Consider the following 15,697-nt stretch of genomic DNA (forward strand, 5'->3'; position numbering starts at 1 on the left):
GCAGGCTGCTGGCGACGAATGCAGGGCACAGTTCGTCGCCAGCAGCATGAGCTGCTTAGTAGCGGTAGCTGTCCGGCTTGAACGGACCTTCGACGGTCACGCCGATGTATTCCGCCTGCTTGGTGGTCAGCTGGGTGACCACGCCACCGAAGCCCTTGACCATTTCCAGCGCCACTTCCTCGTCGAGCTTCTTCGGCAGCACCATGACGGTGACGTTCTTGCTCTTCTCGGCCACTGGCAGATCGGCGAACTTCTCGTTGTAGAGGTGGATCTGCGCCAGCACCTGGTTGGCGAAGGAACCGTCCATGATCCGGCTTGGGTGACCGGTGGCGTTGCCCAGATTCACCAGTCGGCCTTCGGCCAGCAGGATCAGGTAGTCGTCGTTGGTCGGGTCGACGGTCTTGCCGGTGCGGTGGATCTTGTGCACCTGCGGCTTGACCTCTTCCCAGCCCCAGTTGGCGCGCATGAAGGCGGTGTCGATCTCGTTGTCGAAGTGGCCGATGTTGCACACCACGGCGCGCTTCTTCAGGGCCTTGAGCATGCCGGCGTCGCACACGTTGACGTTACCGGTGGTGGTGACGATCAGGTCGATCTTGCCCAGCAGGGCCGCATCGACGCTGGCTTCGGTGCCGTCGTTGATGCCGTCCTTGTAGGGGGAGACCAGCTCGAAGCCATCCATGCAGGCCTGCATGGCGCAGATCGGATCGACCTCGGAGACCTTGACGATCATGCCTTCCTGGCGCAGCGACTGTGCCGAGCCCTTGCCGACGTCGCCGTAGCCGACGACCAGCGCCTGCTTGCCCGACAGCAGATGGTCGGTGGCGCGCTTGATGGCATCGTTCAGGCTGTGACGGCAGCCGTACTTGTTGTCGTTCTTGCTCTTGGTGACCGAGTCGTTGACGTTGATCGCCGGGATCTTCAGCGTGCCGCCCTTGAGCATGTCGAGCAGGCGATGCACGCCGGTAGTGGTTTCCTCGGTCACGCCGTGGACGCGCTCGAGCACCTGCGGATACTTGTCGTGCAGGATCTGGGTCAGGTCACCGCCGTCGTCCAGCACCATGTTGGCATCCCACGGCTGGCCGTCCTTGAGGATGGTCTGCTCGATGCACCACTCGTATTCTTCTTCGGTCTCGCCCTTCCAGGCGAACACCGGGATGCCGGCAGCGGCGATGGCGGCAGCGGCCTGGTCCTGGGTGGAGAAGATGTTGCAGCTCGACCAACGCACTTCCGCGCCGAGCGCGATCAGCGTCTCGATCAGCACGGCGGTCTGGATGGTCATGTGAATGCAGCCGAGGATCTTCGCGCCCTTGAGAGGCTGCTCGGCGGCGTATTTCTTGCGCAGGCCCATCAGCGCGGGCATTTCGGATTCGGCGATGATGATTTCGCGGCGGCCCCAGGCAGCCAGGGAAATATCGGCGACCTTGAAGTCGGTGAAACCGGCAGGCGTCATGACAGCACTCATCGAAGAGTTCTCCATTCGTATAGATGCGAATGGGCGCCGTTGATGCGTTCTGGAAACGCCCCATCCGAGCCTGACAGGTTTCATCCTGCTGCAGCGCCCCTCGGACGGGTGGCGGGCACGGTCGAAGCGGAGTCGACCGGGGAAAAGCCCGGCGATTATAGCTGCGCCGCGCGGCAATCCCAACCCCGCGCCGCGCGAACTACAGCGAGCGAGCGCGGGTCGAAAGCTACAGGTTCGGTGACCCTTGCCGGGCGAAACCGTTTCAGGAGACCGCCATGAACCCCATGCTTCGCTTAGCGCCCGTGTTGCTTGTCGGCGCCTTCAGCCTGCCTGCCGCCGCCAAATCCTGCTACGTGCACAGCGAAACCTCCGGCGCGGTTCCTGCGCCAGTGGTGACCGAGCAGTGTTTCGAATTCCACGGCGTGGACAAGGACGACGCCATCGACTGGGTTTGCCAGGACAATGAGGCCGTGAGAAATTCGCGCCGCGAGCTCCGCGACAGCTGTCCCGACGGCCACTTCGGTGTCTGCACCGCGCCGATGACGGCGGAGACGATGGCCAACGAACGTGCCACTGGCTCCCAGGCGAAGAACGGTACCTTGCCCAGCCAGGTGGGCGGCGATGCTACGATCGTCACCTATCACTATCACGCCAGTGATCGGGCCCAGGCCAAGATCGATTGCGAAAGCGCTGGCGGCAGCTGGGCCCAATAGCCTGCCGAGCAATCTTTGCTGACGAAGTCAAAACCCGACTGATTTGTTCAACCGCGCATGGACGGGGATAATCCCGCGCTTTGCATCGACGAGTGGTTGAACCATGAAGCTGAGTCTGCTGAGCTTGCCCCTGATTGCTGTCCTGGCGCTGACGGGCTGCGACCGGGTCGACCCCAATTCCCCGTTGGGCAAGCGCAAAGCGATCTACCAGGCGATGCTCGATACCAAGGAAGACCTTGGCGGCATGCTGCGCGGGCGCATCCCGTTCGACGGCGAAGGCTTCAGTGCAGGCGCGGCCAAGCTGGACGAGCTCTCGCGGCAGCCTTGGCAGCATTATCCCGATGTGAAGGAAGAGCAGAGCGACGCGCGTGACGACGTCTGGCAGCGTCAGGAGCGATTCAAGGAGATGGCCCGCGAACTGGAAGCGACCACGGCTGCGCTGGTGAGCGTGACGACCTCCGCCCCGGTTACTGCACAAAGCGTGGCGCCGGCGTTCCAGCGGGTCGAGGATGCCTGTGAAGCCTGCCACAAGGAGTTCCGCGCCTACTAACGGCGCAGCGATTCGAGCTTTTCCCGCGACTTGGCCAGCTGATTGCGGCGCAGCTCGATCAGCTGGGCATCACCGGTGCCCAAGGCCTCACGTAGCAGCGTCTCGCGCCGCTCAACCTGGCGATTGGTGTGATCGTATTCGACTTGATGCGGGTGCAGGGCAACCACGCCCTGGCACTGCTCGGTCAGGCCCTGCAGTTCGCTGTCGAGTTGCGTCTGGCGCAGCTTGTCACCCTGCAGGCGCGCCTGCTGCAGCTGTTCGCGCAAGGCCTGGCGCTGGTCGTGGCACTGGCTGTCGGCGTTGGGGGCCGCGCTAGCCAGCGGGCTGATGGCGGTAGCGCCGATCAGCAGGGCAATCGGCCAATGTCGCAAAGACATGCCTCGCCTCCATAATTGTTATCCAGCTCCTATCGACCGCGACATTGGGGGAAAGTCCCTTCAAAACCCCGAAACACCGACAGCGTGCAGCCTGTGACGCAGCAGCTGCAGCTCCGGTGCATGAAAGAAGGTATGCAACTGTTCTGCGCGTGCCTTTCCAACCCCCGGTTCCGCCTGCCATTGCGCCACGCTGCGTGCCGCCAGTACGTCCCAGTCGGGCTGCAATGTGAGCGGCAGATTGACCGGCATGCCGAGCGCCTTGAGCCATCGGCCCGCTGGCCTCTGCCGGGCGAGAGCGAAGCTCGCGACCAGCTTGCTGGCGCGCGACTTGCCGATGCCAGGGACCTGTTGCAACGTCGCCGCGTCCAGCTCCAGCCAGGCGAGCAGATCGGGCAGCAGTCCGGCGTCCAGCAGGGCCTGCCAACTGCCTTGGCCTACCCCGGCAAGGCCAAGCCCCTGCTTGCCGCTCAGCCAGACCATACGGGCGATGAACTGCTGCTCACAGCCCGGCGTTGGCTGCCAGCAGCTGTGCGCGTGATACTGCGATGGGTCCGGTGCCGCGACCTCTGCCCGTTCGGTGCTGCGCCAGACCACCGAGTCCAGTTGCGGGATGCTATGCCCGGCGAGCGCAACTGAGACCTGGTCGCGGGGGCGCACATCCAGTTCGCGCCAGCGCTCCAGCGAGCCGAGGCTGAGCGTACGGATCTGCCGGTCATCCAGGCTTACCGGAGTTAGCCGCAGCAGCGGCGTGATTCGGCCGGTACGACCGATACGAAAGTCCACGGCGCGAACCTCGGTCACCGCTGTACGCAGGGGATATTTCCAGGCGGCGGCCCAGTGCGGCTCGGCCTGCCAGCGTTCTGCCGGCGGTCGCCGGCCCTGGCGCAACACCACGCCATCGCTGGCGAACGGCAGCGGTTGCCGATACCACTGTTCGCGCCAATGCTGCGCTTGCGCGGGACCCTGTAGCGGAAGACTGAACCGCTGACTGTCGCTGAACCCCATGGCGGCCAGCCGCTGCAGACGGAGGGTCATCTGCTCCGGCCCGTTCGGCCAGTCCCAGACGAAAATGCCGATCTGCGCCGCCGTATCGGTGTCCAGCCGGTTGCTGGCCATGGCGCCGGCAACACGGCCGCGCGCGCCAGCGCTGCCAAACTCCGCCTGCACATGCCGCTCCAGACGCCAGTAGAGTTCGCCCTGCAGTATCACCTCGCCAGGCGCTGCAAGCCGGGACGGAACCGCCGGCAGCTGCCGGACGTGGGCTGTCCAGTCCTGTCCGCTGTGACCATCGCCGCGGCTGATGGCCTGCTGCAGCAGGCCGCCACGATAGACCAGGGTGACCGCCACGCCGTCCACCTTCGGTTGAATCCAAATATCTTCGCGACGCGCGATCCAGTCCGCGACCGCCTGCTCGTCGGCGAGCTTGGCCAGCCCGGTCTGCATTACCGGATGCCGTACCGGGCCGTCGGTCCCGGCCAATGGGTTCGGAGTCGCGAGGGTGCTCGGGAAACAACGCTGCCAGTCGTGCAGGCGCGCCCGGCTCTGGTCGTAGATCTCGTCATCCACCAGCGACAGGCCACGGCGGTGATAGGCCTCGTCCCAGTGTTGCAGCTGTCGTTGGAGGCTGGTGATTTCCTGTTGCGCTCGCGCATCGTTCCAGGGGCAGACGGCGAGGCAAAGCGGCGAGAAAAGGCACAATAACAGTGCGATCAGGCGTTGCATGGCGAGCATCCTTGCTCTGATGAGTTGGTCTGGCCTCCCTCGTTGAAGGCCAGCTCATTGTCGCCGGCTCGACGCGGCGCGACCGTGCGTCAGCGCATATTGAACAATTCCTGGTGGAAGTCTCTTGGTGGCAGGCCGTGGCGTTGCAAGTCCTTGTTCAGATCCTCGCCGAAGCCCGCCGGGCCGCAGAACCAGACGTCGCTGTCCTGCCATTGCGGCGCCAACTGGCGAAGGCGCTCGGGCGTCAGGCGCCCGCCCTCGCTGGCTACCAGTACGTGCAGGCGCACCCGGGCGCGTGCGGCCAGCTCGCGGATACGCTCGATGAAACTCTGGTCCGGCGCGCTGGTGCAGTAGAACAGATCGACGTTGTCGCCCTTGCCGCTCGCGGCGAGCGCCTGCAGGCGGCCAATGAAGGGCGCAATGCCGATGCCGCCGGCCACCCAGATCTGCCGAGGCTTGCGGCTATGGAAGTCGAAGCAGCCATAAGGCCCTTCGACCTTCACCGCATCGCCCACCTTCAGGGTGTCCGGCAGGGTGCGGGTGTAGTCACCAAGGCCCTTGATGGAGAAGGCCAGCTTGCCGTCGTTGCACCAGGCTGAGGACAGGCTGAAGGGGTGCGGCCCTTCCTTGTCGTCGAAGGTGACGAAGGCGAACTGCCCGGCCTTGTGCCCCGGCCAGGGACCGTCGAGCTTGATATCGACGCGCAGCACGCGGTTTTCGCGGTGATGGGTCAAGCTTTCTATGCGACCGACCACCTGATGCTTGCGCCCGATGCGGCGCAACAACGAAATGCAGGCCGCGACGGAACCCGAAGCCATCAGCACGGCGAGGACCAGGCCCAGCGTCGAGGTCCAGTAGTCGGGCGGGGTCAGCACCACCGAGTGCGCCACCAGAGCCAGATAGACCAGCGCCAGCCAGCGGTGCGTCTTGAAGAACCAGCGGTAGGGGAAGCTTTTGACCAGCGCCAGTACGATCAGAATCGCCGCCGCGTAGAAGGCCCATTCGCCGATCGTCTCGGCGAGGCCGCGAAAGCGCTGCAGCAGGGCAAAGACGCCCTCATGCATCTGGCCCTCACCGGCACGTCGCGCCGGCTTTTCTAGCCAGCCGAAGCCGACCAGCCATTTCGGTATCTGCCCCCAGCCCCAGTGGAAGATGGCGATCACCAGGGCGCTGATACCAAGCCACTTGTGCAGTCGATAGGTCTTGTCCAGGCCGTCGAAGAAGCGTTCGAAGCGCCGTGGCCGTGCCGCCAGCACCATCGCCACGCTCATCGCAACGATGCCGAGCACGCCGCTGTAGTGCACCAGTACCTTGCGCAGCGGCCAGAACTGGTAGCGAGCCATGATGAAGTCGTCCACCAGCAACCAGAGCAGCGTCAGTCCGACGAACAGCGCGACGTAGGTGAGTTTTATCTGTCTCATTTCGGGAAAGCCTCCTTGCTGGCGACCCGTGTGCCAGCGCTTCCAAGCATGTATGCAGTGCCGCGACGCCGCCATGATCACGGTCACTACGAATCGTGACTGGGAGGCGGCGGGCGCCCTGCGTTACGTTTTTCTCTACAATTCCGCCCCTGATTCCTCGAAGAGACGAGCCCGTGCAACCAGTGATCGCCATCGAGCAGCTCACCAAGACCTACGCTTCCGGCCACCCGGCGCTCAAGCGCATTGACCTCGAGATCCACAAGGGCGAGATATTCGCTCTGCTCGGACCCAACGGCGCCGGCAAGACCACGTTGATCAGCATCATTTGCGGCATCGTCAACCCCGGCGGCGGGCGAGTGCTGGTCGACGGCCACGACATCGTTCAGGACTACCGCGCCGCCCGCTCGAAGATCGGCCTGGTGCCGCAGGAGCTGTTCAACGAGGGCTTCGAAAGCGTCTGGGCGACGGTGCGTTTTTCGCGCGGCCTGTTTGGCAAGGCGCCGGACGATTCGTTCCTGGAGAATCTGTTGCGCGATTTGTCGCTGTGGGACAAGCGCAATGCCCGCATCCTCGAGCTTTCCGGCGGCATGAAGCGCCGCGTGATGATCGCCAAGGCGCTGTCCCACGAGCCGTCGATCCTGTTCCTCGACGAGCCCACCGCCGGCGTCGACGTCGAGCTGCGTCGTGACATGTGGGAAATGGTCCGCGGCCTGCGCGAGCGTGGCGTGACCATCATCCTCACTACCCACTACATCGAAGAAGCCGAGGAAATGGCCGACCGCATCGGGGTGATCAGCCGCGGCGAGATCATTCTGGTCGAGGACAAGGACGTGCTGATGCACAAGCTTGGCAAGAAGCAGCTGACCCTGCATCTGCAGCGACCGCTGGCCGAGATTCCCGCGGAACTGGCCAGCTATCCGCTGGAGCTCACCGATGCCGGCAACCAGCTGGTGTTCACCTTCGACGCCCAGCATGAGGACACTGGCATCGCCGAGCTGCTCCGGCGCCTGGCGGCCCACGGCATCGACTTCAAGGATCTGCAGTCGAGCCAGAGCTCGCTGGAAGAAATCTTCGTCAATCTGGTTCACGGTCGCTGAGGAAAAGCCCGCATGAATTTCTACGCGATCCGCGCGATCTACCTGTTCGAACTGGCGCGCACCTGGCGCACCCTGCTGCAGAGCATCGCTACCCCGGTGATCTCCACCTCGCTGTACTTCGTGGTCTTCGGCTCGGCCATCGGCGCGCGCATGGAGGCGATGCACGGCATCCCCTACGGCGCGTTCATCATCCCCGGCCTGATCATGATGGCGCTGCTCACCGAGAGCATCTCCAACGCCTCGTTCGGCATTTACATGCCGCGCTATTCCGGAACCATCTACGAGGTGCTGTCGGCGCCGGTGTCCTATGTCGAGATCGTCATCGGCTATGTCGGTGCGGCGGCGACCAAGTCGCTGGTGCTCGGCGTGATCATCCTTGTCACCGCACGGCTGTTCGTCGATTACGAAATCCAGCACCCGCTGATGATGGCGCTGTTCCTGGTGCTGACGGCGGTCACCTTCTGCCTGTTCGGCTTTATCATCGGCATCTGGGCCGATGGCTGGGAGAAGCTGCAGATCGTTCCGGCGCTGATCGTCACGCCGCTGGCCTTTCTCGGCGGCAGTTTCTATTCCATCGAGATGCTGCCGCCGCTGTGGCAGAAGGTCACCCTGTTCAATCCGGTGGTGTATCTGATCAGCGGTTTTCGCTGGAGCTTCTACGGCGTCTCGGACATCAGCGTCGGTGTCAGCCTGGCGATGATTCTTGGTTTCCTCGGCGCCTGTCTGCTGGCGGTGTGGTGGATATTCAAGACCGGCTATCGGTTGAAGAACTAGCCCGCAATGAAAACGCCCGCATCTGCGGGCGTTTTCATTAGCGCGTCGGGGGGCTTACTTGCCGAACATCTTGCCCAGACCGAGAACCGCATCCTTGGCTTGGGTGACAGCCTGGACCTTCTCATTCACTGCTCCAGCGTCGTCGCCAGCTGCGTTGGCTGCCAGGCCGTCGGCGTCCAACTGAGCGCAGCCGTCTTCGACCTGATTCAGCACATTGCTGAGTTTTTCGTTGCCTAGCATCTGGCCGAGCAGCTTGCCGGTTTCCAGATTGCCCTGCTGGGCGGCCAGCTGCGCTTGGCATTTGGCTTGCGCGTCAGTGGTGGCGGCCTGCAGCGAGGTGCTGGCGAGGATGACGGCGGCACAGCCGAGAATGAGGGAAATACGCATGGATACGCTCCTTGTAATGCCGATCACAACAGGTGATCGATCGAGTCCGTTCGAAAAGGGCGTTGATGATAGCTGTTGGCCTGCATAACGGAAAGGCTCTGGAATGGAGGTTTCGTGATGCACCGCTGGCAGCGGATGGTGTCTGTTGCGACTCTACCCCCCTCTTGAAAGCAAGAAGCCCCGCGCGGCTTGCGCCGGCGGGGCTTTTTGTCGGTGCGGTCGCGCTTACAACCCGGCAGCGGCGCGCAAAGCGTCGGCCTTGTCGGTCTTTTCCCAAGTGAAGGCGGTGAAGGTGTCGGCCCCCACCGTCATCTCGTAGGGATTGCGGCCGAAGTGGCCGTAGGCCGCGGTGGCGCGGTACATCGGGTGCAGCAGGTCGAGCATGCGGGTGATCGCGTAAGGGCGCAGATCGAAATGCTCACGGACCAAAGCGATGATCTTGTCGTCGCTGAGCTTGCCGGTGCCGAAGGTGTTCAGCGAGATGGATGTCGGCTGCGCTACGCCGATGGCGTAGGACACCTGAATCTCGCAACGATCGGCGAGGCCGGCGGCGACGATGTTCTTCGCCACGTAGCGGCCGGCGTAGGCGGCCGAGCGATCTACCTTGGACGGGTCCTTGCCGGAGAAGGCACCGCCGCCATGGCGGGCCATGCCGCCGTAGGTGTCGACGATGATCTTGCGGCCGGTCAGGCCGCAGTCGCCAACCGGGCCGCCGATGACGAACTGGCCGGTCGGGTTGATGTGGTACTGGGTGTCCTTGTGCAGCAGCTCCGCGGGCAGGCTGTGCTTGATGATCAGCTCCATCACCGCTTCGCGCAGGTCGCTCTGCTTGACCTCGGGGTTGTGCTGGGTGGACAGCACGATGGCGTCGATGCCGGCGACCTTGCCGTTCTCGTAGCGGCAGGTGACCTGGCTCTTGGCGTCCGGGCGCAGCCATGGCAGCAGGCCGTTCTTGCGTGCTTCGGCCTGGCGTTCGACCAGGGCGTGGGAGAAGCGGATCGGCGCCGGCATCAGCACGTCGGTCTCGTTGCTGGCGTAGCCGAACATCAGGCCCTGATCACCGGCACCCTGGTCTTCCGGCTTGGTGCGGTCGACGCCCTGGGCGATGTCCACCGACTGCTTGCCGATGATGTTGATGATGCCGCAGGTGGCGCCGTCGAAACCGACTTCCGAGCTGTTGTAGCCGATGTCGACGATGACGTCGCGCACCAGTTGCTCCAGATCGACCCAGGCCGAAGTGGTGACTTCACCGGCAACGATCGCCACACCGGTCTTGACCATGGTTTCGCAGGCCACTCGGGCATGCTTGTCCTCGGCGATGATGGCGTCGAGCACCGCATCGGAGATCTGGTCGGCGATCTTGTCCGGATGCCCTTCGGATACGGACTCGGAGGTAAAAATCGAGTATTCGCTCATCTATCGGTTTCCTATTACCGGTGGGTGAGTCGGTCGTCAGGGACGGACCGGGAAAAGTACCGGGCCTGGATCTGAAAACCGTTCTTCAAGCCAATGTAGAGGCTCTCGCCGGGCGTGAGCCCCGCGGCATCGGCCCAACGGGCCAGATCGTCCTGTTCGAAGCCCAGCCAGAGATCGCCGCAGGCCTCCCTGGCCCAACTCTGGTTGTGGCTGCACAGCTCCGTGACCAGCAGACTGCCGCCCGCGTTCACCAGCCGTGCCAGTTGTTTGATCGCCTCGCCGGGCGCCGCCAGGTGATGCAGCACCATGTTCAGCACCACGCAGTCGGCCGGCGGGCACTCGTCGTGCAGTGCGTCGGCGAGCTTCAGCTCGACGTTTGTCAGCCCCGCTTCCTGACAGCGCGCACGCGCCAGGTCGAGCATGGCGGGGCTGTTGTCCAGCGCCACTACGCGTGCGAAGCGCCGCGCCAACTCCGGCAGGAAACTGCCATCCCCGGGACCGACTTCCAGCGCCGTGGCGCTGGCATTGAAGTTCAGCGCGTCGAGCAGGGCCACCACGCTGTCGCGGTACTGCGGCAGGCCGGCGATAAGGTCCTGACGGGCCTGAAAGCTGTCGGCCATGCGCGCGAAGAAATCCTCGCTGGCGGCGCTGCGCTGGGCATGCACGGCGGCGATACGGGCCTCGATCTCGCGCGGCAGCTCCAGCCGATCGGCTTCCTCGAGCAGCGCCGCGTGCAGCTTGCCGCCGGGGCTGTCGACCAGCGGCAGACTGCGCCGGTAGAACACCGCGTTGCCTTCGCGGCGGGTTGCCAGCAACCCAGCCTGGGTAAGTACCTTGAGGTGGTGGCTCATGCCGGACTGACCGATGGCGAAGATCTGCGCCAGCTCGAGCACGCCGAACGAGTCACTGGCCAGCGCCCGCAGTACGTTCAAACGCAATGCATCGCCGCCGGCCTTGCACAGGGCGGCGAGCGAATCACTGGCGTCGAAACGGATCTGGGGCATGCGCAGGCTCATAAGCCGCGCAGTCTAGTCGGTCACTTTTCGTACAGCAAGGGCAATATCAAAAAGTTTTGATATTGCCCTTCTGGGGCGCAGGGTTACTGCAGCAGGCGGGACAACCCCAGGGTGCACGACACCAGGCCAAGGCCGATGAGGAAGTAGTTCGGCAGGATATCCAGCAGGCGCTGAATCAGTCCTTCGCCGGCCAGACGGCGCGAGAGCAGGCTGTAGGCGAGCAGGATGCTCAGATCGATCACCGCCCAGATCACGATGAGCACCGTCGCCTGTGGCGCGAACGGCTGCGCGGGCAGGATGAAGCCGGGGAGGAAGGCGAGAAAGAACAGGATGTCCTTGGGGTTGGACAGGCCCACCGCCATGGCCCGCCAAAAATAGTGCGCCTCGCTGCGTTTGGGCATGGCGGCCTCGCTGCGTCCGCCGCACAGGCTGTCGCAGCCCAGCCAGATCAAGTACAGGCCGCCGAGGATCTGCCCGGCTTCGAGCACCAGCGGGTCGAGGTCCAGCGCCAGGTAGATCATCACCAGTGCGGCGATCATCAGGATCTGCGCAGACAGCGCACCGCCGAGAATCGTCCATAGTGGCCAGCGCCGGCGCGCGTCGGATACCACCAGTGCAACCACCGGTCCGGGAGAGGCGATCAGCAGGGCGACCGCAGCGGCGAAGGCGAGATAGGTAGCGTTCATAGTTCGGTCACCAGGCCGAACACCCGGCTGCGTTTGCCCAGGCGTTCGGCATAGAAGTTCGGATTGGTGATGGCGAAGGCGCGCTGGATCCAGCGATCGCTGCCGTCGAAGCGTGCACTGAAGGGGCTGCGCGCGTGAGCGGTGCGGCGATTGTCGATGATTAGCATGTCGCCATGATTCAGCCGCACCGGCTCGACCACCTCCCAGGCTATGGCGCGCAGCTTGTCCATCAGTTGTTGGGCGCGGCTGCTGAAGGCCAGCATGAAGTGCGGGTCGAAACGGAAGAAAGGTGCATCCGGGTCGCCGTGGAGGATGGTCTGGTGGCGATTGATGTCGATGCGCTGGTTCTTTTCGGTGGGACCGTAATCGGACAGGAAGTTGTACGGCTCGGTGAGGAAGAACGCCTGCTCTTCGAAGGTCAGTCGCTCGAGGATGCGCTCGATCGAGGCGATATAGGTGACCGCCTCCGCGTCGGGGTCCTGGCGCAGGCAGAGCAGCACTAGATAGTCGGGCAGTACGGCGTGGAAGGCGTTTTCCGTGTGCAGGTCCAGTTCGGTATCGAAACTGTCCGACGTTGCACCGCGGGAATGTGCCTGCTGCGGGAAAAAGTTGTTGACGATGCAGCCCTCGGACTCCTGCAGATAGCCGATCGGTTCGCCGAGCAGGGCGGTGGCCTGCAGCAGAAGGCGCTCGCTGCTGTCGTCGGGTTTGCAAAGCAGGTCGCGGCTCAGCGGTGTTGGCGGGATGTCGCCGATGGGCAGGCTTTCGAGGGTCATGAAGCCTTTCTTGTTACCGAACAGCCTGAAATTGATGATCTGGCCGATCTGCTCATGCTGCAGCGCGCTCTTCTCTACCGCATTGGACAGGAGCGTCTCGTAGTATTTGTTCTGCATGGCATCCTTTCCTGAGTTTTAATTGGTGCGCGTGCGCGTTAAGTGAATACCGAAGCTGGCCCGGAACCCATTGCTGGCGCAGTATTGGGACGCTGGAAAAGATTGGAAAATGGAAAAAATGACCCCTAAGGATGAGTTTTAGTCATGCCGGATTCGGTTGTCGCAGCACCGCGCATGCCGCCGCTCTATGCCTTGCGCGCCTTCGAGGTGGCGGCGCGTTTCGGCTCGTTCACCCAGGCCGCGCAGAGCCTGTTCATCACCCAGAGTGCGGTCAGCCGGCACGTGAAGACGCTGGAAGAGCATCTCGGCTGCCAGCTGTTCGAGCGGCACGGCTCGCGTCTGACGCTGACCGATGCCGGGCGACTGCTGGCGCAGGAGTTGAAGATCGGTTTTCGCACCATCGAAAACGCCTGCGTTGCGGTGACCCGCCAGCGTGGTGCGTTGCGCCTGAAGGCGCCGTCGACCCTGACCATGCGCTGGTTGCTGGGCACGCTGGAGGGCTTTCATATGGCCAATCCGCAGAACCGCGTGCAGTTGACCAGTGCCTGGATGGATCTGGACGCAGTGGATTTCAGTAGCGAGCCGTTCGACTGTGCAATTCTGCTTGGCAACGGCGGTTTCCCCGCTGATTGGCGACGGGTGAAGCTGTTCGATGAGTGGCTGGTGCCGGTCTGTGCCCCCGAACTGCTTGGCAACACGGCCTGGACCACGCAGCGGCTGGGCGAGGCGGAGCTGATCCATCCCTCGCGGGATTGCCGTGACTGGCGGCGCTGGCTGCAGCGTACCGGGCGCGCGGATCAGATCGCCTGGCAGCAGGGCAAGCTGTTCGACACCCTCGAGCTGGGCATCTCCGCCGCGGCGCAGGGGCATGGTGTCTCGATCGGCGATCTGGCGCTGGTCGGCGCCGAGCTGCAGCGCGGCAGCCTAGCGCTGCCGTTCCATCAGGCAGTGAAGTCCGGTGACAGCTATTACTTGGTCTGGCCTGGCGGCGGCGATGAGTCGGCGACCCTGATGCGCATGCGCGATTACCTGCTCGAACACCTGCCGGACGTAACCAGTCAGGGCGTCGAGCTGTTGGATTGAGCTTGCGGGGCGGCCATTCAGTCATTGCCGCGGCCACCCTCGGTAGGGGAAAATGGCCGCCTTTTTCTACGTACACCCCGCAGGAGATCAGCGATGCCCAGCCGTCGTGAGCGAGCCAATGCCATCCGCGCCCTCAGCATGGATGCTGTGCAGAAAGCCAACAGCGGCCACCCGGGTGCCCCCATGGGCATGGCGGACATCGCCGAAGTCCTCTGGCGCGATCATCTGAAGCACAGCCCGACCAACCCGCAGTGGGCCGACCGCGACCGCTTCGTGCTGTCCAACGGCCACGGCTCGATGCTGATCTACTCGCTGCTGCACCTTACCGGTTACGACCTGACCATCGATGACCTGAAGAACTTCCGCCAGCTGCACAGCAAGACCCCGGGCCACCCGGAGTTCGGCTACACCGCCGGCGTCGAGACCACCACCGGTCCGCTCGGTCAGGGCCTGGCCAACGCTGTCGGTTTCGCCGTGGCGGAGAAGGTCATGGCGGCGCAGTTCAACCGCCCCGGCCATCACATCGTCGACCACAACACCTATGTGTTCCTCGGCGACGGCTGCATGATGGAAGGCATCAGCCACGAAGTCTGCTCGCTGGCCGGGACCCTTGGCCTGAACAAGCTGATCGCCTTCTACGACGACAACGGCATCTCCATCGACGGCGAAGTGCACGGCTGGTTCACCGATGACACCCCGCGTCGCTTCGAAGCCTATGGCTGGCAGGTGATCCGCAACGTCGACGGCCATGACGCCGACGAGATCCAGATGGCCATCGAGACCGCGCGCAAGAGCGACCGTCCGACGCTGATCTGCTGCAAGACCATCATCGGCTTCGGCTCGCCGAACAAGCAGGGCAAGGAAGAATCCCACGGCGCTGCGCTGGGTGATGCCGAAATCGCGCTGACCCGCGAGGCGCTGGGCTGGAAACACGGCCCGTTCGAAATCCCGGCCGAGATCTACGCCGAGTGGGACGCCAAGCAGAAGGGCGCCGACGCCGAAAACGAGTGGAACAAGCGCTTCGCCGCCTATGAAACCGAATTCCCGGCGCTGGCGTCCGAGTTCAAGCGGCGCATGGCCGGCGAGCTGCCGGCTGACTTCGCCGAAAAGGCCAGCGAGTTCATCCGTGAAGTCGCCACCAAGGGCGAAACCATTGCCAGTCGCAAGGCCAGCCAGAACTGCCTGAATGCCTTCGGCCCGCTGCTGCCGGAACTGCTCGGCGGCTCGGCGGACCTAGCCGGCTCCAACCTGACCCTGTGGAAGGGCTGCAAGCCGGTAGTCGCTGAAGACGCCTCGGGCAACTACATGTATTACGGCGTGCGCGAGTTCGGCATGGCCGCGATCATGAACGGCATCGCCCTGCACGGGGGCCTGATCCCGTACGGCGCAACCTTCCTGATGTTCATGGAATACGCCCGCAATGCCGTGCGCATGTCCGCCCTGATGAAGCAGCGCGTGCTCTACGTCTTCACCCACGACTCCATCGGTCTTGGCGAAGATGGCCCGACTCACCAGCCGATCGAGCAGCTGACCAGCCTGCGCACCACGCCGAACCTGGACACCTGGCGCCCGGCCGATACCGTCGAATCCGCGGTGGCCTGGAAGCATGCGGTCGAACGCAAGGACGGCCCGAGCGCGCTGATCTTCTCGCGCCAGAACCTGCCGTTCCACGTGCGCGACAACGAGACCGAGGCGGCCATCGCCCGCGGCGGGTACATCCTGAAGAACTGCGCCGGCGAGCCGGAGCTGATCCTCATCGCCACCGGTTCGGAAGTCAGCCTGGCGGTGCAGGCCGCCGACAAGCTGACCGAGCAGGGCCGCAAGGTGCGTGTCGTCTCGATGCCTTGCACCAGCGTGTTCGATGCTCAGGACGCCGCCTACAAGCAGCAGGTGCTGCCGGTGGAAGTCGGTGCACGCATCGCCGTCGAGGCGGCGCACGCGGACTACTGGTACAAATACGTCGGCCTTGACGGTCGCATCATCGGCATGACCACCTACGGGGAGTCGGCTCCGGCCAACCAGTTGTTCGAGGAGTTCGGCTTCACCGTCGACAACATCCTCGCCGTCGCCGAAGAACTGCTGGAGGACTGACTGCGAAGA

General features: G+C 63.9%; 15 protein-coding genes and 1 riboswitch. Of the genes, 6 read left to right on the top strand and 9 right to left on the bottom strand.

Translation table 11 applies throughout. From position 1 onward, the window contains the following. Nucleotides 1-55: 55 nt before the first annotated feature. Nucleotides 56-1,462, bottom strand: coding sequence for an adenosylhomocysteinase (gene ahcY / locus RT582_RS02975; RefSeq protein ID WP_014818766.1), 1,407 nt, complete (start codon nt 1,460-1,462; stop codon nt 56-58). A gap of 24 nt (nt 1,463-1,486) precedes the next feature. Further along, nucleotides 1,487-1,570, bottom strand: a riboswitch (S-adenosyl-L-homocysteine riboswitch). Between the two features lie 167 nt (nt 1,571-1,737). Here ahcY and RT582_RS02980 point away from each other — a divergent pair. Beyond that, a complete protein-coding gene (locus RT582_RS02980) occupies nt 1,738-2,175 on the top strand; it encodes a hypothetical protein (protein WP_313476508.1) in 438 nt (145 codons plus the stop codon). Between the two features lie 103 nt (nt 2,176-2,278). Next, the gene (locus RT582_RS02985; protein WP_313476510.1) at nt 2,279-2,725 is read left to right on the top strand and encodes a c-type cytochrome; all 447 of its coding nucleotides are present in this window, start codon (nt 2,279-2,281) and stop codon (nt 2,723-2,725) included. Here the strand turns inward: RT582_RS02985 and RT582_RS02990 are convergent. The 3 genes from RT582_RS02990 to RT582_RS03000 all read right to left on the bottom strand — a co-directional run bounded on the left by RT582_RS02990 (nt 2,722) and on the right by RT582_RS03000 (nt 6,245). Further along, nucleotides 2,722-3,102, bottom strand: coding sequence for a DUF1090 domain-containing protein (locus RT582_RS02990; RefSeq protein WP_104098854.1), 381 nt, complete (start codon nt 3,100-3,102; stop codon nt 2,722-2,724). The two genes, RT582_RS02985 and RT582_RS02990, sit on opposite strands and share 4 nt — an antisense overlap. A 60-nt stretch (nt 3,103-3,162) precedes the next feature. Beyond that, entirely contained in the window at nt 3,163-4,824 is a 1,662-nt protein-coding gene (gene ligB / locus RT582_RS02995; RefSeq protein ID WP_313476512.1) for an NAD-dependent DNA ligase LigB, read from the bottom strand. A gap of 89 nt (nt 4,825-4,913) precedes the next feature. Next, complete coding sequence (locus RT582_RS03000) at nt 4,914-6,245, bottom strand: ferredoxin reductase family protein (protein WP_044316214.1); 1,332 nt, start codon at nt 6,243-6,245, stop codon at nt 4,914-4,916. A 173-nt stretch (nt 6,246-6,418) separates the two neighbouring features. Between RT582_RS03000 and RT582_RS03005 the strand changes: the two genes are divergently transcribed. Together RT582_RS03005 and RT582_RS03010 are read left to right on the top strand one after the other, a co-directional pair. After that, entirely contained in the window at nt 6,419-7,342 is a 924-nt protein-coding gene (locus RT582_RS03005) for an ABC transporter ATP-binding protein (RefSeq protein ID WP_044316215.1), read from the top strand. A gap of 12 nt (nt 7,343-7,354) precedes the next feature. Further along, nucleotides 7,355-8,116 carry an ABC transporter permease gene (locus RT582_RS03010; protein WP_014818773.1) on the top strand — a complete coding sequence of 254 codons (762 nt, stop codon included), beginning with the start codon at nt 7,355-7,357 and terminating at the stop codon, nt 8,114-8,116. Nucleotides 8,117-8,170: 54 nt separating this feature from the next. Here the strand turns inward: RT582_RS03010 and RT582_RS03015 are convergent, their stop codons facing one another. From RT582_RS03015 to RT582_RS03035, 5 genes are all read right to left on the bottom strand, one after another. After that, nucleotides 8,171-8,503 (bottom strand): hypothetical protein, encoded by a 333-nt coding sequence (locus RT582_RS03015; RefSeq protein WP_014818774.1) that lies wholly within the window; start codon nt 8,501-8,503, stop codon nt 8,171-8,173. Nucleotides 8,504-8,728: 225 nt separating this feature from the next. Next, entirely contained in the window at nt 8,729-9,919 is a 1,191-nt protein-coding gene (metK, locus tag RT582_RS03020) for a methionine adenosyltransferase (RefSeq protein WP_014818775.1), read from the bottom strand. A gap of 14 nt (nt 9,920-9,933) precedes the next feature. Further along, nucleotides 9,934-10,935 (bottom strand): ArsR/SmtB family transcription factor, encoded by a 1,002-nt coding sequence (locus RT582_RS03025; protein WP_313476515.1) that lies wholly within the window; start codon nt 10,933-10,935, stop codon nt 9,934-9,936. Nucleotides 10,936-11,018: 83 nt separating this feature from the next. Continuing rightward, nucleotides 11,019-11,621, bottom strand: coding sequence for a LysE family translocator (locus tag RT582_RS03030; RefSeq protein ID WP_014818777.1), 603 nt, complete (start codon nt 11,619-11,621; stop codon nt 11,019-11,021). Next, nucleotides 11,618-12,514: a TauD/TfdA family dioxygenase gene (locus tag RT582_RS03035; RefSeq protein ID WP_313476517.1), complete on the bottom strand. Its 897-nt coding sequence runs from the start codon at nt 12,512-12,514 to the stop codon at nt 11,618-11,620. Before RT582_RS03035 ends, RT582_RS03030 begins: the two co-directional genes overlap by 4 nt. A gap of 144 nt (nt 12,515-12,658) precedes the next feature. Between RT582_RS03035 and RT582_RS03040 the strand changes: the two genes are divergently transcribed. Both RT582_RS03040 and tkt read left to right on the top strand, forming a co-directional pair. Then, nucleotides 12,659-13,597, top strand: a complete 939-nt coding sequence (locus RT582_RS03040; RefSeq protein ID WP_278421295.1) for a LysR substrate-binding domain-containing protein — start codon at nt 12,659-12,661, stop codon at nt 13,595-13,597. 93 nt (nt 13,598-13,690) lie between these two features. Next, the gene (tkt, locus tag RT582_RS03045; RefSeq protein ID WP_313476520.1) at nt 13,691-15,688 is read left to right on the top strand and encodes a transketolase; all 1,998 of its coding nucleotides are present in this window, start codon (nt 13,691-13,693) and stop codon (nt 15,686-15,688) included. The last annotated feature ends 9 nt before the right edge of the window (nt 15,689-15,697 follow it).

It is taken from the genome of Stutzerimonas kunmingensis, from assembly GCF_032106285.1.
Classification (GTDB): domain Bacteria; phylum Pseudomonadota; class Gammaproteobacteria; order Pseudomonadales; family Pseudomonadaceae; genus Stutzerimonas; species Stutzerimonas kunmingensis_B.